Origin of the sequence: Micromonospora sp. NPDC049891, assembly GCF_040660295.1 — a bacterium.
Classification (GTDB): Bacteria; Actinomycetota; Actinomycetes; order Mycobacteriales; family Micromonosporaceae; genus Micromonospora.
On the sequence record NZ_JBFAML010000016.1, the window covers coordinates 1 to 20,630 of the forward strand.

At 71.8% G+C, this 20,630-nt stretch carries 20 protein-coding genes and 1 pseudogene; 11 read left to right on the forward strand and 10 right to left on the reverse strand.

Annotated elements, in window-relative coordinates; genetic code table 11:
• Window positions 1–68: 68 nt before the first annotated feature.
• From AB0I71_RS20330 to AB0I71_RS20355, 6 genes and pseudogenes are all read right to left on the reverse strand, one after another.
• The gene (locus AB0I71_RS20330) at window positions 69–305 is read right to left on the reverse strand and encodes a hypothetical protein (RefSeq protein ID WP_357586798.1); all 237 of its coding nucleotides are present in this window, start codon (window positions 303–305) and stop codon (window positions 69–71) included.
• Window positions 302–469 carry a hypothetical protein gene (locus tag AB0I71_RS20335; protein ID WP_357586800.1) on the reverse strand — a complete coding sequence of 56 codons (168 nt, stop codon included), beginning with the start codon at window positions 467–469 and terminating at the stop codon, window positions 302–304. The genes AB0I71_RS20330 and AB0I71_RS20335 overlap by 4 nt, the downstream gene beginning before the upstream one ends.
• A complete protein-coding gene (locus AB0I71_RS20340; RefSeq protein ID WP_357586802.1) occupies window positions 466–642 on the reverse strand; it encodes a hypothetical protein in 177 nt (58 codons plus the stop codon). The genes AB0I71_RS20335 and AB0I71_RS20340 overlap by 4 nt, the downstream gene beginning before the upstream one ends.
• A 191-nt stretch (window positions 643–833) precedes the next feature.
• Entirely contained in the window at window positions 834–2,267 is a 1,434-nt protein-coding gene (locus tag AB0I71_RS20345) for a recombinase family protein (RefSeq protein WP_357586804.1), read from the reverse strand.
• 26 nt (window positions 2,268–2,293) lie between these two features.
• Window positions 2,294–3,724 (reverse strand): annotated as a pseudogene (locus tag AB0I71_RS20350) (YifB family Mg chelatase-like AAA ATPase); the annotation flags it as partial.
• 64 nt (window positions 3,725–3,788) lie between these two features.
• A complete protein-coding gene (locus tag AB0I71_RS20355) occupies window positions 3,789–4,151 on the reverse strand; it encodes a YraN family protein (RefSeq protein ID WP_357586806.1) in 363 nt (120 codons plus the stop codon).
• A gap of 182 nt (window positions 4,152–4,333) precedes the next feature.
• Between AB0I71_RS20355 and AB0I71_RS20360 the strand changes: the two genes are divergently transcribed.
• From AB0I71_RS20360 to AB0I71_RS20395, 8 genes are all read left to right on the forward strand, one after another.
• A complete protein-coding gene (locus tag AB0I71_RS20360) occupies window positions 4,334–5,299 on the forward strand; it encodes a hypothetical protein (protein WP_357586808.1) in 966 nt (321 codons plus the stop codon).
• Window positions 5,300–5,683: 384 nt separating this feature from the next.
• Window positions 5,684–6,568 (forward strand): 30S ribosomal protein S2, encoded by an 885-nt coding sequence (rpsB, locus tag AB0I71_RS20365; protein ID WP_357586810.1) that lies wholly within the window; start codon window positions 5,684–5,686, stop codon window positions 6,566–6,568.
• Window positions 6,569–6,701: 133 nt separating this feature from the next.
• A complete protein-coding gene (tsf, locus tag AB0I71_RS20370) occupies window positions 6,702–7,529 on the forward strand; it encodes a translation elongation factor Ts (protein WP_164445699.1) in 828 nt (275 codons plus the stop codon).
• A gap of 153 nt (window positions 7,530–7,682) precedes the next feature.
• Window positions 7,683–8,450: a UMP kinase gene (pyrH, locus tag AB0I71_RS20375; RefSeq protein WP_093401681.1), complete on the forward strand. Its 768-nt coding sequence runs from the start codon at window positions 7,683–7,685 to the stop codon at window positions 8,448–8,450.
• Window positions 8,451–8,530: 80 nt separating this feature from the next.
• Window positions 8,531–9,088, forward strand: coding sequence for a ribosome recycling factor (gene frr, locus AB0I71_RS20380; RefSeq protein WP_204021596.1), 558 nt, complete (start codon window positions 8,531–8,533; stop codon window positions 9,086–9,088).
• A 280-nt stretch (window positions 9,089–9,368) separates the two neighbouring features.
• Complete coding sequence (locus tag AB0I71_RS20385; protein ID WP_357586813.1) at window positions 9,369–10,793, forward strand: phosphatidate cytidylyltransferase; 1,425 nt, start codon at window positions 9,369–9,371, stop codon at window positions 10,791–10,793.
• 104 nt (window positions 10,794–10,897) lie between these two features.
• Window positions 10,898–12,049 carry a 23S rRNA (adenine(2503)-C(2))-methyltransferase RlmN gene (gene rlmN, locus AB0I71_RS20390; RefSeq protein WP_357586815.1) on the forward strand — a complete coding sequence of 384 codons (1,152 nt, stop codon included), beginning with the start codon at window positions 10,898–10,900 and terminating at the stop codon, window positions 12,047–12,049.
• A 31-nt stretch (window positions 12,050–12,080) separates the two neighbouring features.
• A complete protein-coding gene (locus tag AB0I71_RS20395) occupies window positions 12,081–13,244 on the forward strand; it encodes a DivIVA domain-containing protein (protein ID WP_357586817.1) in 1,164 nt (387 codons plus the stop codon).
• Window positions 13,245–13,443: 199 nt separating this feature from the next.
• Here the strand turns inward: AB0I71_RS20395 and AB0I71_RS20400 are convergent, their stop codons facing one another.
• Window positions 13,444–13,665, reverse strand: coding sequence for a DUF2631 domain-containing protein (locus tag AB0I71_RS20400; protein ID WP_357586819.1), 222 nt, complete (start codon window positions 13,663–13,665; stop codon window positions 13,444–13,446).
• A gap of 190 nt (window positions 13,666–13,855) precedes the next feature.
• On the opposite strand from AB0I71_RS20400, the gene AB0I71_RS20405 reads away from it, so the two are divergent.
• The gene (locus tag AB0I71_RS20405; protein ID WP_357586821.1) at window positions 13,856–15,439 is read left to right on the forward strand and encodes a Rieske 2Fe-2S domain-containing protein; all 1,584 of its coding nucleotides are present in this window, start codon (window positions 13,856–13,858) and stop codon (window positions 15,437–15,439) included.
• A 73-nt stretch (window positions 15,440–15,512) separates the two neighbouring features.
• Here AB0I71_RS20405 and AB0I71_RS20410 read toward each other — a convergent pair whose 3' ends face one another.
• Complete coding sequence (locus AB0I71_RS20410) at window positions 15,513–17,111, reverse strand: NAD(P)/FAD-dependent oxidoreductase (protein WP_357586823.1); 1,599 nt, start codon at window positions 17,109–17,111, stop codon at window positions 15,513–15,515.
• Window positions 17,112–17,325: 214 nt separating this feature from the next.
• On the opposite strand from AB0I71_RS20410, the gene AB0I71_RS20415 reads away from it, so the two are divergent.
• Entirely contained in the window at window positions 17,326–18,492 is a 1,167-nt protein-coding gene (locus AB0I71_RS20415; RefSeq protein ID WP_357586825.1) for an alkaline phosphatase PhoX, read from the forward strand.
• 2 nt (window positions 18,493–18,494) lie between these two features.
• Here AB0I71_RS20415 and AB0I71_RS20420 read toward each other — a convergent pair whose 3' ends face one another.
• Window positions 18,495–19,328, reverse strand: coding sequence for a YhjD/YihY/BrkB family envelope integrity protein (locus AB0I71_RS20420; protein WP_357586827.1), 834 nt, complete (start codon window positions 19,326–19,328; stop codon window positions 18,495–18,497).
• Window positions 19,329–19,441: 113 nt separating this feature from the next.
• On the opposite strand from AB0I71_RS20420, the gene AB0I71_RS20425 reads away from it, so the two are divergent.
• Window positions 19,442–19,993, forward strand: coding sequence for a GNAT family N-acetyltransferase (locus AB0I71_RS20425; RefSeq protein ID WP_357586829.1), 552 nt, complete (start codon window positions 19,442–19,444; stop codon window positions 19,991–19,993).
• On the opposite strand, the gene AB0I71_RS20430 is transcribed toward AB0I71_RS20425, so the two are convergent.
• Entirely contained in the window at window positions 19,915–20,607 is a 693-nt protein-coding gene (locus tag AB0I71_RS20430; RefSeq protein WP_357586831.1) for a tyrosine-protein phosphatase, read from the reverse strand. The two genes, AB0I71_RS20425 and AB0I71_RS20430, sit on opposite strands and share 79 nt — an antisense overlap.
• Between the last annotated feature and the right edge of the window lie 23 nt (window positions 20,608–20,630).

Consider the following 20,630-nt stretch of genomic DNA (forward strand, 5'->3'; position numbering starts at 1 on the left):
TGTGTGCAGTAGGTGGCTAATCCGCCGCCCGCCCTCCCGGCCTTGATCACCGGGAGGGCGGCGGTGTCTCATCCGCCGTCGTCAGACTCGGCGTCGGGTGCGGGTGCGTGCGCGGCGATCAACGCAACCAGCCGGTCGGCGGCCTCGCGGAGGTCGGCCCACGCCGCCCTGTCGGAGTCGTAGGTCAGCCCGGGGCGGCGGGCCGCGATCAGGGCCTCACAGGAACGGGCACCTGCGGCGACCTGGTAGGCGCAGGACCGGAACTCCCGGGAGTCGGCGGTGCCGGTGGACTGCTTCCCGCTCACGCTGCTGCCTGCCGGGTGTCTGGTGCCTGCCCCGCATCAGGGGCGGGCCGCCGCCGGGCGGGGCGCAGCAGGGCAGCAAGGTCGGCCTTCTGCTTCTGTGTCAGCGGCGGCGCTTCGGCGACCAGCCGCCGGATGTGCTCCCGGTACTGCTCGTCGCTGCTCATGCGTCACCGTCGCCAGCGGGCAGCAGCAGGGCAGCCAGCCGCGCCCGCTGTTCGGGCGTCGGTGCCGGAAAGGTGTTGATCAGATCGTGGATGTACCGCTCGGCGGCGGCGGTGCGCAGTTCCCGGCGGGCGTTGGCCCATAGGTCGGGCTTGTCGGGGTGCCGGTACGTCATCGACGCTGCGTATGCCCGCAGCCGCCGCTGTTCAGGTGACAAGGCCACCTAGATCACGCTCCAACTGGTGGTGTTGGCTGCTGCTGCCCCCGCCGCTGTGCCGGGGGCGTCTAGGTGGTCACCTACGAAAGTAGGTGCGACTGCGGGTGTTCTCCAAAGGTTGGGCGGGTGTAAAAAGGTGCCCCCGGCGGTCACCGCCAGGCGATCACCACCGACTCGGGGCGGAACGTGCGGGTACCGCGACCAGGCGGCAGCAGGCGAACCTTCATCAGCGCATCCACGACCGCCCGCTGCCGCTCGGTGTCCAGGGCATCCCATGCGGCGGCAGGATCAGCCGCGCCGACCAGCGGCCCGAGGACGTTGACCCGCCCGGCGTCGGAGAGGGCGGCCTCGACCTCGGCGGCGCGGCGGGTGAGGACGGTGATCTGCGCCCGCGCCTCGTCCTCGGTGAAGGTGCCGTCGGCGACCAGGGACACGATCGATTTGCGGCGGGTGCGCAGGGTGCTCAGCTCGACCCGCAGGGCGTCTACATCGGGCCGGTTGGGATCAACCAGCAGGTCCTCAGCGTCATCGCGGGACAGCCGCGCAATGATCAGGTCGCGGATGTAAACCTCCACCGGCAGGGCTGCGCGGCCTACGTGCCCGTAGGAGGCGCTGCACCTGTACGTCCGCCGTTCCTGCCGCCCGCCGCGCGCAGGTGCCGCCCCGGCATGGACGGGGGCGTCGCAGACGCCGCACAGCGCCAAGCCCGTCAGCAGTGCCCGCCCGCCCCGGGGCGGGTTGGTCCGCCCGACATCGGTCAGCAGATCCTTCGCTGCCCGCCATGTCGACTCGGGAACAAGGGCAGGCCATGCCGCAGCGCCGACAACGCTGGCGAGCCGCGCCTTGCGGGGGTTGCCGCCCGCCGCCTCTAGCGCCTTCTCGGTGACGTGGGCGCGGAGACCCGCGTAGCGGGGGTTCAGCAGTACCGGCCGTACCGTCTGCGCCGTCCACAGTGACGGGCTGCCGTCGCGCCGTGCCTGCGGCGTGCACAGGCCACGCTCGTTCCAATCCCGGGCGATCGAGCCGAGGGATGCGCCGGACAGGAGGGCGGCGTAGGCGTCGCGGATGGCGTCGGCTTCTGCCTCGTTGATCGTCACCCCGTCCTGCGCGTAGCCGAAGGGCCGGCGTCCGCCGATGCGCCGTCCCTGCTCCGCTGCCTGCGCTGCCGCGCGTCGCTGCCGGTCGGCCTTCTGGTCGATCTCGTGCTGCGCGACGCTGCCGAGGATGTCGGCGGTGAGCCTGCCTGCGGGTGTGCCGAGGTCTAGGTCGCTGCCGCGCACGAAGGAGACGACGACCTCCCGCCGCCGCCCGATCTCCAGCAGGCGCAGCCGGTCCCGGGCGTTGCGGGTCAGCCGCGTCATGTCCCATGCGATGACGGCCTGCGCCTGCCCGCCTTCTAGGGCGGCTAGGACGGCCTCGAAGCCGGGGCGGGCTCGCTTCCCGGCGGCGGAGATGTCGTTGTCGGTGTACTCGGCTTCGATGGACCAGCCGCGCTGGCGTGCCAGCCTGCGCGCGTCCTTCCGCTGCCGCTGTACCGCCAGCTCGTCTCCGGTGCGGTCGATGCTCTGTCTGAGGTAGATCACTGCCTTCACATCAGCGAGTATGGCATCCAGCGCAGTCGGATGACCCGATCGAAGCCGCGGGCGGAGAGCGACCCGGAGTCGAGCCGGGACCGCAGTTCGGCGGTGGCCCGGCCGGGCAGCCGCCACGGCGTGCGGCGTAGGACCGGACCGGGTACCTCGGCGTTGAGCCGCCGACCCAGCGGTGCCCAGCGCTCGGCTGCCGCCGCCCGTGCCGCCGCCACCCGCCGGGCGACCACGGCGGAGGACTCGTGACTGGCCGTCTCCATCAGCTCGGCCGCCCGCATCGGCGACAGCCGCACCTGTAGATCGATCCGGTCGAGCAGCGGACCGGAGAGCCGGCCGAGGTAACGACGGCGGGCCAGCGGGGCACACTCACAGCGGTCGTCGCCGGCCGGGTTCGCACACGGGCACGGATTGGCCGCGAGGACCAGTTGGGCACGGGCGGGGTACTCCGCGCTGCCCCGGCTACGCGTCAGCAGCACCCGGCCGTGCTCCAACGGCTGACGCAACGCCTCCAGCGCCGCCTTGCTGAATTCTGGTGCCTCGTCCATGAGCAGCACCCCTCGGTGGGCGAGTGAGATCGCACCGGGGCGGGCGAGCCCTGACCCGCCTCCGACGATTGACGGAACGGTCGCGGTGTGGTGCGGTGCCTGGAACGGTGGCCGCCGGATGAGCCGGCCACCCGGTGGCAGCAGCCCGGCGATCGAGTGCAGCGCGGTGACCTCCAGCGCGGCCTCGTCGTCCAGTTCCGGCAGGATCGACGGCAGGCGTTCGGCGAGCATCGTCTTGCCCGCTCCCGGCGGCCCGATCAGTGCCAGGTGGTGCCCACCGGCAGCGGCGACCTCCAGGGCACGCCGGCCCAGGCCCTGCCCGGCGACCTCGACCAGATCGGGGCCGGGGGTGGCCGGGGGCGGAGCGTCGGCCGGCGGGTCGATCAGCGGGGTGCCGTCGCGGACGAAGGCGACCAGCCGGTGCAGGGTGTCCACCCCGCGTACCAGCAGCCCGGGGACGACCGCTGCCTCGGCGGTGTTACCGGCTGGGACGATCACCCGTCGGACACCGGCCTTCGCCGCTGCGGCGACCATCGGCAGTACGCCCCGGACCGGCCGCACGGTGCCGTCGAGCCCCAACTCCCCGAGGACCGCCACGCCGTCCAGCGGCAGCAGTGGAAGCTCGCCGGAACCACCGAGCAGTGCCACCGCGATCGCCAGGTCGAACGCCGAACCGAACTTGGGTAGGGTGGCCGGCAGCAGGTTGAGGGTGATCCGGCGGTTCGGCCACCGTTGGCCGGAGTTGACCACCGCGGCCCGGACCCGGTCGCGCGCCTCGTGCAGGGCGGTGTCGGGCAAGCCGGAGATCACCACCCCGGGCAGGCCGGCGGCGAGATCCACCTCCACCTCCACCAGATGGCCGGTCACCCCGACCAGACCGACACAGAGCACCCGGGCGTAGCTCATCGCGTCACCTCGCCGCGATGGGGGACCAGCGCACCGAGCCGAGTGACCCGTTCGCCGCGCGTGCTCACCGGAACGCGTCCTTGACGTGCTCGACGTGTGCCCGGCCGGTGCGGGGCAGCAGCACCGAGATGACGTCGAAACGGACCTCGTCGGCAGTGGTGCCGGTGGCGGCCAACCAGGCGGCGGCGAGTCCCCGCAGTCGACGGGTCTTGCGGGGCACCACCGCCTCGGCGGGGGTGCCGAACGTCGTGGTGCGCCGGGTCTTCACCTCGCAGAACGCGAGCACTGGCCCGTCCCAGGCGATGATGTCGATCTCTCCGGTGGGGCAGCGCCAGTTGCGGGCCACCGGGCGTAGTCCCGCCTCGATCAGGTGTCGTACGGCGCAGCGTTCCCCGTACCCGCCGACCGCCTGGTTCCGCTTGGTCATGACCGGCACCCTGCTGCCGTACGGGGACGCGAGGCGACCCCACCGTGGCGACCTGTGGACAGCCGGAAGTGTTGTGGACGACCGGACGATCATGCCCCGGATGTGCTATTAGCGGCGGTTCGTGCGCTGGTCAGGCAGCGGGCCGGATGGCGCACGAACCGCTGGTCGCATACGGTGCCGGCGTGGACGGACGACGCAGTTTCGCCGACGACCAGGAGCCGCGCTGGTCCCCGGGTGATCACGAACGTAGCTACGGCGACCCGCAGTGGCGCCCGGCGGGAGACGGGCGTTACCCCGGCGACGAGGCGCGGGCGGTACCCGAGCAGCGTGGTGACGACGACGACCGGTACGGCTCGCCGCGACGCGCCGCCCTGACGGATCCGCTCGGGGACGTCGCGGCAGAGACCGAGCGCTACCGGGCGTCGCGCTCCCGGCGGGCGGAACCGGCTGAACCGGACGTCTCAGGTGAGTTGCCGGTCGATCGCCCGGGCCGACGTGCCGCCCGCGAGGTGGGCCCGACCAGCGGTGGGGCGCCGTTGTCGACCGATCCGACCCGCGCCGCGCTGGCCGGATACCCGATCGTCGAGGCGAAGCGCGGGCCCGACGGGACCAACCCGCTGGAGCAGCCGACCGGGCCGGTGCCGTCGGTGGCACTCCGGGGGGAACCCCCGGTGGGCGAGTTCCCGCCCGGGCCAGCCGACGCGGTGACCGGTCACCCGGCTGCCGGTCACCCGACTGCGAGTCATCTCGCGCCCGGCTATCCGGCGGGCGGCGTCCAGCCGAGCGGCGTCCCGGTGGGCGGTGTTCAAGCGGGCGGCGTCCAGCCGGGTGTGCCGACCGGGGACGGTGTCTACCGGACGCGACGACCGGTGCTCGCGGTGCTCTTCGCCGCGCTGGTCCTGATCTTCGAACTGCCTGCGGTGCGGGTGCTCCTGCACGGCGCGACCGCAGACCCGGTCTCCGCCGGGGACGTGCTGGCCGGCACGTTCCTGGTCTTCGGGTTGCCGATCTTCGCGGCCGGCCTCTACGGGCTGCGGACGGCCGGGTTCTCGCTGACCGACGGCGCACGGGGGTGGCTACGACCGCCGACCGCGTACCTGACGGTCGGCCTGGCGCTCTTCCTGGTGGCCGCGATCGCCGCCGGCTGACCAGGCCCGCCCCGCGGCGCTGACCAGGTCCCGCCGCCGTCTTGACCGGGCCCGGCGCCGCGGCGCCGACCGGGGTCCCGCCACCGCGTTGAGCGGTCCCGTGCCGCGGCGCTGACCGGGGCATCGCCCTGCGCTCAGCGAGCGCGGCGGCCGGCTGAGCCGGCCTCGCCGCACCCGGGCGTGGATCGGCAGGCAAGGCGCGTACACTTGTCAACCGGCGACCGCCTCGTGCGGTCGACCTCGCGTGCCCTCCTCACGAGTCGTCGTGTGGCGGCGGCCTCCCTGGTCCCGATCCGGTCGGGCCCACCATGGCCGACGACCGGGCACCAGGACGCCCGGCCGCCGGCCGGGCGGGACAACCAGGGACCGCAAGGAGTACGAATCATGGCCGTCGTGACCATGCGTCAGCTGCTGGAAAGTGGTGTTCACTTCGGGCACCAGACCCGGCGCTGGAACCCGAAGATGAAGCGCTTCATCTTCACCGAGCGTAACGGCATCTACATCATCGACCTGCGTCAGACCCTCGACTACATCGAGAAGGCGTACGACTTCGTGCGCAACACGGTGGCCGAGGGCGGCAGCATCCTCTTCGTCGGCACGAAGAAGCAGGCGCAGGAGGCGATCGCCGAGCAGGCGACCCGCGTCGGTCAGCCGTACGTCAACCACCGCTGGCTCGGCGGCATGCTCACCAACTTCCAGACGGTGTACAAGCGGCTGCAGCGGATGAAGGAGCTGGAGGCCCTCGGTGACCTCAGCGGCACCGCCGCCGGCTACACCAAGAAGGAGACCCTGCAGCTCTCCCGCGAGAAGATCAAGCTGACCCGCACCCTGGGTGGCCTGCGGGACATGCAGAAGCTCCCGGCCGCAGTCTGGGTGGTCGACACCAAGAAGGAGCACATCGCCGTCGACGAGGCCCGCAAGCTGGGCATCCCGGTGATCGCCGTGCTCGACACCAACTGCGACCCGGACGAGGTCGACTTCCCGATCCCGGGCAACGACGACGCGATCCGCTCGGCTGAGCTGCTGACCAGGGTCGTCGCCGCAGCCGTGGCCGACGGTCTGATCGCCCGCTCCGGTCGTCGCCGGGGCGGCGACGAGAAGCCGGAGGCGGGTGTCGCCACCGACGAGCCGCTGGCCGAGTGGGAGCGCGAGCTGCTTGAAGAGCCGAAGAAGGCCGACGAGCAGCAGCCGGCCGAGCAGCCCGCAGCCGAGCAGCCGGCCGCCGAGCAGCCCGTCGCCGAGCAGCCGGCCGCCGTCTCCGGTCAGTGACCGTTCCGCCGTCCGGTCACCGTCCGTTCCGCTGACGGTGACCGGCGGCGGGTAGACCGGGCACGAACCTCTCGGAACCGGGTAATCGTCACCGCAGACCATTCCACGCAGTCTCAACACCGAAGAGAGAGCCATGTCCCAGATCACCGCCGCGGACGTCAAGAAGCTCCGCGACCTGACCGGCGCCGGCATGATGGACAGCAAGAAGGCGCTGACCGAGGCCGAGGGCGACTTCGACAAGGCCGTCGAGATCCTGCGCGTCAAGGGCGCCAAGGACGTCGGCAAGCGGGCCGGCCGGACCGCCGCGAACGGTCTGATCGCGCACTCCGGCAAGGCGCTGCTCGAACTCAACTGCGAGACCGACTTCGTCGCCAAGAACGACGCCTTCATCGCGCTGGCGCAGCAGCTCGTCGAGCACGGCGAGCGCGCCGGCGTCAGCAACGCCGCGGAGCTGCTGGCCAGCGAGATCGACGGTCGTCCCGTCGCCGACCTGGTCCAGGAGCAGTCCGCCAAGATCGGCGAGAAGCTGGTGCTCAACCGGTTCGCCAAGCTCGACGGCACCGTGGCGGTCTACCTGCACCGCAAGGCGCAGGACCTGCCCCCGGCGGTCGGCGTCCTGGTGCAGTACGCCGGCAAGACCGACGAGGCGGGCGACGCCGACGCGCGCGGTGCGGCGATGCAGATCGCCGCGATGCGGCCGCAGTACCTCACCCGCGACGAGGTGCCGGCCGAGGTCGTCGAGTCCGAGCGGCGCATCGCCGAGCAGACCGCCCGCGAGGAGAACAAGCCCGAGGCCGCGCTGCCGAAGATCGTCGAGGGCCGGGTCAACTCCTTCTTCAAGGACTTCGTCCTGCTGGAGCAGTCCTCGGTCACCGACAACAAGAAGACGGTGAAGCAGGTGCTGGCCGAGGCCGGCATCGAGGTCACCGGCTTCGTGCGGTTCGAGGTCGGCCAGGCCTGAGCCGGCTCGGGCGCACGCGCCCGTGGGCTGGGAGCAACGACGAGACGAGGGGGCCGCCGGTGTACGCGTTACACACCGCGGCCTCCTCGTCCCATAAGGTCGGCAGCGGCAGGTACGCGCACCTGAGCGCGCCAGTGGGGGAAGGACGGGCGGATGACGCAGGTTGTGAGTGACCGGACGTTGGCGGCGGACGATCCGACGGCACCACCGCCCGGCCGGGCCCGGCGGGTGGTGTTGAAGCTGTCCGGCGAGGTGTTCGGCGGGGGCGCCATCGGCGTCGACCCGGACGTCGTACAGGCAATCGCCCGACAGATCGCCACGGTGGTACGCCGGGGTGTACAGGTCTCCGTGGTGGTCGGCGGCGGCAACTTCTTCCGCGGCGCGGAGTTGCAGAAGCGGGGCATGGACCGGGCCCGGGCGGACTACATGGGCATGCTCGGCACGGTGATGAACTGCCTGGCCCTCCAGGATTTCCTGGAGAAGGAGGGCATCGAGACCCGCGTCCAGAGCGCCATCACGATGGCCCAGGTGGCTGAGCCGTACATCCCGCTGCGTGCGATCCGGCACCTGGAGAAGGGGCGGGTCGTCATCTTCGGTGCCGGCGCGGGCATGCCGTACTTCTCCACCGACACGGTGGCCGCCCAGCGCGCGCTGGAGATCCACGCGGACGTCGTGCTGATGAGCAAGAACGGGGTGGACGGCGTGTACACGGCCGACCCCCGGATCGATCCGACCGCCAGCAAGTTCGACTCGATCACCTTCTCCGAGGTGCTGCGCCGCAACCTCCGGGTCGCCGACGCGGCCGCCTTCAGCCTCTGCATGGAGAACGGCCTGCCGATGCTGGTCTTCGGCGCGCAGGGCGACGACACAATCGTCCGGGCCGTGGGTGGCGACAAGATCGGCACGCTGATCACCACCTGAGCCGACCGCCGACGGTGATCCCGGCGGTCCCGGTGACCCGACAAGCCCACGACGAGCACAAGAAGGAGGCGAGGAGACAGGTGATCGACGACACCCTCCTCGAGGCCGAGGAGAAGATGGAGCGTGCGGTCGAGCACGCCAAGGAGGAGTTCGGCGCCATCCGCACCGGTCGCGCGACTCCGGCCATGTTCTCCAAGATCATCATCGACTACTACGGCAGCCCGACCCCGCTGACGCAGATGGCGTCGGTGGCTGTTCCCGAGCCGCGGATGGCCATCATCAAGCCGTACGACAACTCGCAGATCAATGCCATGGAGAAGGCGATCCGCGACTCGGACCTCGGGGTGAACCCGAACAACGAGGGCAACCAACTGCGCATCCTGCTCCCGCAGATGACCGAGGAGCGCCGCCGCGACATGATCAAGGTGGCCCGGCACAAGGGTGAGGAGGCGAAGGTCGCCATCCGCAACATCCGCCGCAAGGGCAAGGAAGAGCTGGACCGGCTCGTCAAGGACGGCGAGGTCGGCGAGGACGAGGGCCGGCGTGCGGAGAAGGAGCTGGACGACCTGACCCAGCGCTACGTGGCGCACGTCGACGAACTGGTCAAGCACAAGGAGTCCGAACTCCTGGAAGTCTGACGCCGAGGTCACCGCCTGCTTGATCATGAAGTTGCTGCCGTCGCCATCGGCGTGGCGTGGTGACAACTTCATGATCAGCGCGGCGGGAGCGGACACCGGTACGTCCTGTCGGGCGGGCGGGTGCAGTAGGCTCGGCACGATTCCCGGTGACCCGACGGTGAACGGTGGGGATCGGCCAGCCGACAGGCCGGCACATCAGACGGAGCGCCTCGCGCGGGTAGGGGATGGTAGTGGCTGTGCGTCAAGTGGTGGATCTCGTACCCCTGCCCCCTGGTGCGTGATGTCCCACCTCGACCCCTACGGTGGCGCCGAGGCCCGTGACTGGGACAGCCCGGACCGACCCACCTCGCTGCCCTGGCCGGACCCGGACGTCGAACCCGGTCCGTGGGGCCGCGGCCCGCAGCCCGGTGCCGAGATGTACGCCAACCCGCGCACCCGCCCCGGCCCGCAGTCCGATCACCCCTACGCCCACCGGCCCGACGACCGGGGTGGTCCGGTCGACCCCGGGTTCGGCGACCCGTACGACACTGACCCGGACCGACGCGGTCGGTACGTCGGCGACCGGCCCGCCCAGGAAGGCCGGAACGGGCGCGGGCCCACCGGCTGGGACCAGCGCACCGGAGCTCGCGACCTGGACCACGGCGACGCACCCACCGCGCAGATCGCGCCGGTGCGTGTCGGCGACGGCCGGGACCATGACGACGCCCCCACCACCCAGATGACGCCGGTGCGTGCCGGCGTCGGTCGGGACCACGACGACGCGCCCACCACTCAGCTCGCGGCCGTGCCGGCCGGGGACGCGGACCCTGAAGCGCAGGACGAGCCGGGCCGGCGCCACCGCGGCCGGCGTCGGGCCGGTGCCGGTCGGCCGGCCACCCAGCAGGGCGCGAGCCGGGCCGGCCGGAACCTGCCGGCGGCCATCTCGGTCGGGGTCGGCCTGGGCGCGGCGGTCCTGCTGCCCCTGTTCCTGTACACCCCGGCGTTCCTGCTGGTGCTCGCCGCCGCGTTCGGCGTCGGCATCTGGGAGATGTCCCGCGCGGTGCGCCGCGGCGGTGCCGAGGTGCCGCTGGTGCCGCTGGTCGCCGGCGGGGTACTCACCGTCACCCTGGCCTGGTTCGCCGGGCTGGACGCGCTCCTGCTCGGCCTCCTGGTCACCGTCGCGGGCACGTTGGTCTGGCGGCTCGGCGACGGTACGGCCAACCTCCGGCGGGACATGACCGCGGTGACCCTGATCGCGGTGTACGTGCCGTTCCTCGGTGGCTTCGCCGCCCTGCTCGCGTCGTCCCCCGGTGACGGGCCGCTGCGGGTGCTGGTGACCCTTGTCGCGGTGGTGCTCTCCGACACCGGCGGGTACGCGGCCGGTGCCAACTTCGGCAAGCATCCGATGGCCCCGGCGATCAGCCCGAAGAAGTCCTGGGAGGGCTTCGCCGGTTCGGTCGGCGCTGCGGGGCTGGGCAGTGCCGTGCTGCTCTGGGCGCTGTTCGACGTGGCCCCCTGGTGGGGTGCCGTGTTCGGGGTGGCGGTCTCGGGCGCCGCGGTCCTCGGCGATCTCGCCGAATCGATGATCAAACGGGATCTCGGCGTGAAGGACATGAGCAATCTGCTGCCCGGCCACGGCGGCCTGATGGACCGGCTCGACTCGGTCCTGTTCGCGGTGCCGACGGCGTACCTGTTGCTCGTGGTGTTCGTTCCGGCGGTGAACTGAGGCATGGCCCACGCCGGCGGGACCGGGGCGCGGACGAGGCGGGGGCGGATCCGTCACCTCCGCAGAGGTGCGTTCCGGGCCGAGCGTGCCAGACTGGACGTGCCATGACGAGTCTTCCCCTGATCCCGGTCGACCCGGACGCGCCCGGAGCGCGTCGGGCGGCAATGCCACCGCAACATCTCGCCGATCTCGACCTGGCCGGCCGAAAGGACCTGGTCACGAAGCTGGGCGAGTCCGCGTTCCGCGCTCGGCAGATCTCCACCCACTACTTCGGCCGGCTGGTGCGCGACCCCGCGCAGATGACCGACCTGCCGGCGTCGTCCCGCGAGCGCCTCGCCGACCAGCTGCTGCCCCGGCTGCTCACCCCGGTACGCGAGCTGGCCTGCGACGACGGGGCCACCCGTAAGGCGCTGTGGCGGTTGCACGACGGGGCGCTGGTGGAGAGCGTGCTGATGGGCTACCCGGACCGGGTCACCGTCTGCATCTCCAGCCAGGCCGGATGCGGCATGGCCTGCCCGTTCTGCGCGACCGGCCAGGCCGGCCTGACCCGTAACCTCTCCACCGCCGAGATCGTCGACCAGGCGGTCTACCTGGCGGGCGTGGCCGCCGCCGGCAAGGTCGCGGGGTCACCGCCGAGGCTGTCGCACGTGGTCTTCATGGGCATGGGCGAGCCGCTGGCGAACTACAACAGGGTGATCGCCGCGATCCGCCGCCTGGTCGCGCCGGCGCCCGAGGGTCTTGGCCTGTCGCAGCGGCACATCACCGTTTCCACAGTCGGGCTGGTGCCGGCCATCCACCGACTGGCCAGCGAAGACCTCTCCGTGACTCTTGCGTTGTCGCTGCATGCCCCCGATGATGAGCTGCGCGACGAACTCGTGCCGGTCAACCAGCGCTGGAAGGTGTCCGAGGTGCTGGACGCAGCCTGGGCCTACGCGGCCCGCACGGGCCGTCGTGTGTCGATCGAGTACGCGATGATCAAGGACGTGAACGACCAGCCGTGGCGAGCTGACCTGCTCGGCCGGCTGCTGGCCGGCAAGCTGGCCCACGTGAACCTGATCCCGCTCAACCCGACTCCGGGCAGCCGCTGGGACGCGAGCCCGAAGCCGGTCGAGCGGGAGTTCGTCCGGCGGTTGCGCGACGCCGGGGTGTCCACCACGGTGCGGGACACCCGAGGTCGCGAGATCGACGGAGCATGTGGGCAGCTGGCCGCCGCGGAGGACAGTGGCACCGACCCGGCCGGGGAGATGACGGCGTGACCGGGCGTGGCGAACGAGACCAGGAGACATAGTGGCGAGTCAGGGTCAGCGTTTCCGGCGTAAGGCGCTCCGCCGGGGATACAAGGTTGACGAGGTGGACGCCTTCCTGGACCGGGTCGAGGCGACACTCGCCGGCCAGCCGGTCGGAGCGCCGGTGGCCTCGCAGGAGGTCCATGACGTCGTCTTCCGGGTTCGCTTCAACGGCTACGACGAGTGGCAGGTCGACCTGCACCTCGACCGGGTCGAGCGGCAGTTGGCGGAGCTGGAGGAGCGCGGCGGCGTGGCCGGCCGCGGCGATGGCCGGATGGGCCCGCTGGAGCGGATGGGTCCCGGCATGCGTGAGGACCGTGGCATGTCCCCGGTCCCGCAGCCGCCGATGCCGCCGCGGGCGATGCCGGCTCAGGCCGGGCCGCCCTACGGCCGCTACGACGAGCCGACCGGCGCCTTCGCCGGCGGGTACGACAACGCCCCCCGAGGGGGTTATGACGGCCCGCGGGGTGCCGCTGCCCCGATGGGTCCGGGTGCCCCGATGGGCCCTCCCGGCGGCATGGGTCACGGTGGGCCCCCGCCGCGTGGTCTGCCCGCGGGTCCCGGCGGCTACGGCCCGCCGGACGGTCCCGGCGGTTACGGTCCGCCGGACGGTCCCGGCGGTTACGGTCCCCCGGACGGTCCCGGCGGTTACGGTCCCCCGGATGGCCCCGGCGGCTACGGTCCGCCCGACGAGCAGCGCTTCGACGGGTTCGAGGCGGGCCGGCACGGCCGTACCGACATGACCGCCGAGATCCGGTTGCCGGACCGGGATCCGCGTCGTGGCCCGGCGGGACCCCCCGGGATGCCGCAGCAGGCGCTCGGCGGGCTGCCGATGGGTGGTCCCCCCGCGATGGCTGGCCCGCCGGCGATGGCCGGGCCGGCGATGGGTGGGCCGCCGATGGCCGGTCCGCCCGGCAGCGACCTCTACCGGGTGGACCAGATCCGGCGCAGCTTCCAGGTCCGCCGCTTCGGCAGTGGGTACGACCCTGACCAGGTGGACCGGTTCTTCGAGACGCTGCTCGGCGGGATGGCCGGACGCAACCAGATGCCGGTGAACCCGAAGGACCTGGACACGCTGCGCTTCGGCCTGGTGCAGGGCGGCTACTTCGAGGCCGAGGTCGACGCCGCGCTGAAGAACGTGCAGGACATCCTCTTCGGCCGCTGACGATTCGGCCCGCTGCCAGACATCCACGCGCGAGGGCCCGCCTCCCGAGACCGGGGGCGGGCCCTCGCGCGTCGTCGCGCAGGTCGGTGCGGCGGTGGGGCCGACAGGCCGTCGCCCGAGGCCCGGTCCGTCAGGAACCCGGGCCGCCGCGGTCGACCGATGCGTCAGGAGCGCAGGCCGCCGCGGGTTGACCGGTCCGTCAGGAGCGCAGGCCGTTGCGGCGCAGCACCGAGTCACCGATCACGATGAGCAGCAGGAGCGCGGCCAGACCGATCAGCCAGAGGTTCTCGACCCTGCCCTCGTGGTTGCCGCAGAGCATGGCCAGCAGCGCGAACGCGGTGAGCACCGCGCCGATCCGCCCGGCCTTGCGGTGCCCGGGCTTGTGCTGGTCTGGCGACGTTACCGGCTCGCTTCCTGCCACTGTCGGTCCTTCCTCGCGAACGGATCTCCGGCTAGTCTGGCACGTCCCCCGCGAGGGTTTCCGGCCAGGGCCGATGGGCCCCGCTCAGGTGGGTGGAAGGGCACTACCGGCGTCGCGGGGCGAGGACCAGACTGCCTCCGGTAGCGTTCTGGGGCGTACACCTTGATTGTCTCTTTGAGGGGGAACTGCGGTGCGAGTGACCGGTACGGGGCACGCGAGCATGCGGATCGACACGGCCGCGGGCAGCATCCTGTGCGACCCGTGGGTCAATCCGGCCTACTTCGCCTCCTGGTTCCCGTTCCCCGACAACTCCCGGCTCGACTGGGAGGCGCTCGGTGACGTCGACTACCTGTACGTCTCCCACCTGCACCGGGACCACTTCGACGCGGCTCACCTCAAGCGGTACGTGTCGAAGAAGGCCACTGTGCTGCTGCCCGAGTTCCCCACCTCGGAGATGGAGGACGAGTTCCGGGAGCTGGGCTTCACGAAGTTCCTGAAGACCCGCAACGAGGAGGTCGTCGAGCTGGACGGCGGGCTCAAGGTCATGATCCAGGCGCTGACCAGCCCGACCGACGGTCCGATCGGTGACTCCTCGCTCTGGGTGGAGTACGACGGTGTCCGGCTGCTCAACCAGAACGACGCCCGACCGACCGACCTGAGCACCTTCGCCGAGCTGGGCCACGTGCACGCGCACCTGCTCCAGTTCTCCGGTGCGATCTGGTACCCGATGGTCTACGAACTGCCGAACGCGGCGAAGACCGCCTTCGGCAAGCAGAAGCGGGACCGGCAGTTCGACCGCACCTGGCGCTACATCGACGACCTCAAGGCCGACCACGTGTTCCCGATCGCCGGTCCGCCGTGCTTCCTGGACGACGAGCTGTGGCAGTTCAACGACATCTTCGGCGACGAGGGGAACATCTTCCCCGACCAGTCGGTCTTCCTGGCCGAGTACGCCAAGGTCGGTGGCACCAACGGCATCGTGCTGCTGCCCGGCAGCGTCACCGAGGTCACCACCACCGGTGCGACGACGACGCACCCGGTGCCGGTGGAGGAGTTCTTCGCGAACAAGGTCGCTCACCTGGAGGAGATGCGCGAGCGTAAGCGGCCGATCATCGAGGCGGAGAAGGCTTCCTGGCGGCACCCCGAGGTGGACGTGCTCAAGGAGCTGAAGCGGCGGATCGAGCCGCTGCTGGACGAGTCGATCTACCTGGCCAAGGGGGTCGGCGGTCCGGTCCGCTTCGACCTGGTCGGCTACGACGGGGAGAGCATCGAGTCGATCGTGGTCGACTTCCCCTGCAAGCAGGTGCGGCCGTACGCCGACGAGAAGGTGCGCTACCGGTTCCGTACGGAGCGGGCGCTTGTGGAGCATCTGCTGCACATCGGCGAGGTGGACTGGGTCAACTCGCTCTTCCTGTCCTGCCGCTTCTCGGCCGCCCGGATCGGGCAGTACAACGAATTCGTCTACGCCTTCTTCAAGTGCCTCTCCACCGAGCGCCTCCAGTACGCCGAGGGCTGGTACGACGAGCACGAACGGGCGGTGGACGCGGAGGACATCACCCTCGGCGACTGGGTGGTGCAGCGGCGCTGCCCGCACCTGAAGGCGGACCTGAGCCGGTTCGGCATCGTCGACGGCGACCAGCTCACCTGTCAGCTGCACGGCTGGCGATTCGACCTGCCCAGCGGGCGGTGCCTGACCAGCGTCGGCCACAAGGTCCGCGCGCACCGGGTCGGCGAAGAGGTGGCGGTCCCGGAGGTCGCCCCACCGGCGAGCTGAGCCCAGCCGGGCCGACGTCCCGGCGCTCGCTGAGGCCGTGGCCCGGCCGCGAAGCCGGGACCTCAACTCACGGCTACCGGCCGAGGTCGGCGAGGATGCGCTGGGCGGCGTTGTGGCCGGCGGCACCGATGACGCTGCCGGCCGGGTGGCAGCCGGCGCTGCCGGCGTACACCCCGGCCACGCCGGTGGCGTACGGCATCCGGTCGGCGAACGAGACGGTGTTGTCGACGTGGTGGATGTGCCCACCGGTGATGCCGAAGTGCGCTTCGATGCCGGGCGGCGGCAGTGGCACCGCGTCGGCGATCAGGTCGCCGGTGCCGGGGGCGTAGCGCTCGCAGATCCCGACCAGCTTGTCGACGTAACCGGGCAACGCCGCGTCCCAGGTGGTGCCGGCCAACTCGTACGGCACGGACTGGACGAACAGCGCAGACGAGTGGTGCCCGGCCGGGTCGGCCAGCGACGGGTCGACTGTGGTGTGCAGGTACCACTCGATTGTCGGCTCCTCCGGCAACCGCCCGGCCCGCACGTCGGCCCACATCGCGCGCAGCGCCGCCATCGGTGACTCGCCCGTGCCGCCGCTCAGCGACGCCGAGCCGGGCAGCAGGTGGATGGTCGAGCCGAACGGGCTCGGCGCACCCTCGGGCAGGCAGGAGAAGCGGGGCAGGTCACGCAGCGCCAGGTTCAGCTTGAGGGTGCTGCCGGTGCGCCGGACGGCCGCCATCCGTCCGCTGAGCGTGGTCGGCAGCGCGCCGTCGGGCAGCAGCTCCATCAGCCGGTACGGGTCGCAGGCACCGAGCACCACCTCGGCGCCGATCTGGCGGCCGTCGGCGAGCACCACGCCGCTGGCGGCGCCGCCGTCGAGGGTGATCGCGGTGACCGGCGCGCCGGTGACGATCCGGGCGCCGGAGGCACGGGCCGCGTCGGCGAAGATCCGCGACACGGTACCCATGCCACCCTCGGCGATCATCCACGTGCCACCCGAACCGGGCAGCCGGCACATGTTGTGGACCAGGAAGTTGTGCCCGGTGCCGGGGTCGTCGGGGCCGGCGTTGAGCCCGGACAGGCCGTCGGTGACCGCGTACATGCTGATCAGCAGCTCGGAGCGGAAGTCGAAGCGGGCCAGGTAGTCGGCGACGGAGCCGCGTACCAGGTCGACGAAGACCTGGCGCAGTTCCGGGCGGACGTACCGCTCGGCGGTTTCCTCGACGCTGAGCGGCTCGGCCAGCCAGGCAGGGGCGAGGTCTTCGCGCAGCGCCGCCAGTTCCGCCTGCAACGCCTCGTCGGCGGCGGCGTCGGCGGGGGAGAAGAACTCGGCGAGCTGCGTCCGGGTGGCCGCCGTGTCGGTGCCGAAGAGCAGGTACGGCGACCCGACCCCGCCGGGGGTGGGCAGGAAGTAGTGCGGGTCGCGGCGCAGCACCGGGATCCGGACGTCGAGCGCGGCCAGCAGTTCCGGCGGCATCAGCCCGAGCAGGTACGACCCGGTGGAGTGGCGCAGCTCGGGCACCTTCGGGAACGGGTTCTCGGTCCGCGTCGCCCCGCCGATCACCTCGGCGGCCTCCACCACCAGCACGTCCAGCCCCGCCCGGGCCAACAGGATCGCCGACACCAACCCGTTGTGCCCCGACCCGACGACCACCACGTCGGCCCGCCCCGGTACCTCACCACCCGTCATCCCCGCACCCTAACCCGTGCTCCTCCCATCTCAGCCTGTTGACCATGAGGTTAGCGGCATTCTTGATCTCCAGAACTGCCGCTAACCTCATGATCAACAGAGTTGGCGGGTGGGGAGGGTTTGGTTGGTGTTCATGGGGGAGCGGGTTTTGTCGATGGGGTGGCGGGCTTAGCGTCGGTGGGGCCGGCCCCCGCCACCCCATCGGAGGTTTTCCATGGATCGTCGTACCGTGTTGCGCGCCACAGTCGTCGGCGGTGCCGCCGCGTTCTCCGGCAGCCTCTGGGCCGGTGCCGCCCTGGCCGCGCCCGCCCAACCCGGCCCCAGCCCGTACGGGGACCTGCTCGCCGCCGACGCCAACGGCATCCACCTGCCCGCCGGCTTCACCAGCCGGGTCATCGCCCGCTCGGGCCAGCGGGTCGCCGGCACCTCGTACGTCTGGCACTGGGCACCGGACGGTGGCGCCTGCTTCCCGGCCGGCGACGGCTGGATCTACGTCTCCAACTCGGAGGTGCCGCTGATCGGTGGGGCCTCCGCGGTGCGTTTCCGCGCGGACGGTTCGATCGCCACCGCGTACCGCATCCTCGGCGGCACCAACGTCAACTGTGCCGGCGGTGCCACCCCGTGGGGCACCTGGCTGTCCTGCGAGGAGGTGCCGCTGGGGCGGGTCTTCGAGACCTGGCCGGACGGCAGCCGCAGCGCCGAGGAGCGGACCCGGATGGGCCGGTTCACCCACGAGGCGGCAGCCTGCGATCCGGAGCGCCGGGTGATCTACCTGACCGAGGACGAGAGTGACGGCTGCTTCTACCGCTTCCTCCCCGACACCTGGGGTGATCTGCGTACCGGCCAGTTGCAGGTGCTGTGCGCCCCGGCCAACGCCACCGCCGGCCCGGTGACCTGGCAGAACGTCCCGGACCGCGACGGCTTCCCGATCCCGACCCGGTTCCAGGTCGGCGCCGCCAAGCACTTCGACGGTGGCGAGGGCTGCTGGTACGACCGCGGCACCTGCTGGTTCACCACGAAGGGCGACAACCGGGCGTGGGCGTACGACGCCGTCAACCAGCGCATCGACCTGGCGTACGACGACTCGCTGGTGCCGGCGGGCACCGCGCCGCTGACCGGTGTCGACAACATCACCGGTACCGCGGGCGGGGATCTCTACGTGGCCGAGGACGGCGGCAACATGGAGATCTGCGTGATCACCCCCGCCGGCGTGGTGGCCCCGTTCCTGCGAATCAACGGCCAGTCCTCGTCGGAGATCACCGGTCCCGCGTTCACCCCCGACGGCTCCCGCCTCTACTTCTCCTCCCAGCGCGGCACCAGCGGCAACTCAACCGGCTCGGGCGGCATCACGTACGAGGTCACCGGCCCCTTCCGTCGCTGACCTCAGCTCTGCTGTCGGCGGATGCGCCAGGCGGACAGGGCCAGGGTGGCGGAGTAGCCGGCCAGCACGATCACGTGGAACACGTAGAGCCAGAGCAGGATCGCCACGGCGGCGCCCACCTCGTCCAGCCCGCCGAAGGGCAGGCCCAGGTCGAGCGGCAACGAGGCGAAGAGCACGAAACCGTGCAGGAAGCCGGAGAGGTTCGCGGCGGTGAAGGACCCCATCGCCAGCGTGGCGAGCCAGTCCGGCGAGGCCGGTCCGACCACCCGGAACACCCACATCAGCACCGGCGTGAGCACCAACCACACCGCCAGGAACGACAGCACCACGCCCAGCGCCCCGGCCCAGCCGCCGCGCCGGACCAGCCCGGTGGTGGTCGGTAGGGCCAGCAGGATCGACAGCAGCAGCGCCGGGGCCGGTGCCAGCAGCGGCAGCAGCAGCAGTCGGCCCCGCCAGCCGACCAGGTGCTCGTCGGAACGGGGCGCGGCGACCGAGACGAACGCCCGGCGCAGTCCCTCGCCGTACAGCGACGCCGGCAGCAGCGCGGCCAGCGCCAGCCACGGTGTCAGGCCGACCCCGGCCTCGACAAGCGCGGCCACCGCGTGCGGCGCGCCGATCGCGTCCGGCAGCGCCTCCACGGCGTACCCGGTGAGTCGCCGTACCTGGGCCGCCCCCACCAGCAGTGAGGTGAGCCAGATCGCCAGCAGGGCCACCGGCACCACGGCGATCGCCCCGTAGAACGTGATCGAGGCGGCGTGCAGCGACAGATCCCGACCACGTACCGGGCGGAAAGCCCCCCGGGTGATCCGCCGCGTCCGATCCCACGCTCCGCCCATCGCGCTCCATTTCCCCGTCCCCTGTCCCGGCAACCGTTTCTGTTACCGCCGCCGCACGGGCCGATCCTGCTGGAGCCGGTGGGCGGTGACTGGTCGGACTACGATCGCCGGCCATGAGCGTCGCGACGACTGACCGGCTGCTGCTGCGTGACTGGACCGACGCGCCTGCCGATCTGGCCCGCATCTACGACATCTACTCCCGCCACGAGGTGATGCGGTGGCTGGGCGGGGGAACGGGCCGGCTCACCGAGCCCGGCCAGGCCGCCGAGCGGCTGACATCCTGGCGGGACCGGTACGCCCGGTACGCCGGCCGGTACGGCCTCTGGGCGATCGAGGTCCGGGACACCGGCGCGGTGGCGGGCAGCGTCCTGCTCAAGCCGCTACCGGGTGCCGACGGCCATACCCCGACCAGCGACATCGAGGTGGGCTGGCACCTGCACCCCGACTCGTGGGGCCACGGCTACGCCACCGAGGCGGCTCGCGCGGTGCTGGCCCGTGAGTTCACCACCGACACCCGGCAGGTGTACGCGGTGGTGACGCCCGGCAACGAACGTTCGATGGCGGTGTGCCGGCGACTCGGCATGGCTCACCTGGGTCGCCGTACCGACTGGTACGGCGGTACCGAGGTGGAGACGTTCGTCCGGACCGCACCGGCCTCCCGCTGACGTCCGACGCCCGGCTGGACCAGCCGTTCCCGGACCGCGGTGAGCTGGGCCGGCTCGACGCCCGCGCCGATCAGGTAGGGCACCGCGCCGCCGTGGCGACCCTCCAGGTATGTCAGCGTGTTGCGCATCGGCGTCGTGGTGCAGCCCTCCGTCCGGGCGTAGTCGTCGGCGATGTCGTCGAAGCCGACCCCGGCCACCCGTAGCAGCAGTGCGACAAGCACACCGGTGCGGTCCCGTCCGGCGTGGCAGTGCACCAGGACGGCCCCGGTCGGCGCCTCCGCGACCGCCCGGACCGCAGCAGCGATCCGCGACCGGTTGTGGTCGAGCATCGGCCCGTAGCTGTCGTCCGGCGGCTCGTAGTCGAGCACCTCGTTGAGCAGGGGCACATGCCGATAGACCGGGGAGCCGGCGAACGGGCTCGGCCGCTCGGCGCACTCCCGTGCCCAGCGCAGGTCGACGACCCGGCTGACCCCCGCGTCGCGGAGAACCGACGGGTCGAGCCCGTCATGGCGACCCGAACGCAGCAGCGCGCCGTGTCGGATGCGACCACCGTCGACAGTCGCCAGACCTCCCAGGTCACGGCCGTTTCGACAGCCAGGCCAGTCCAGGATCACACCCGGCCTCCTCGACACGGTTG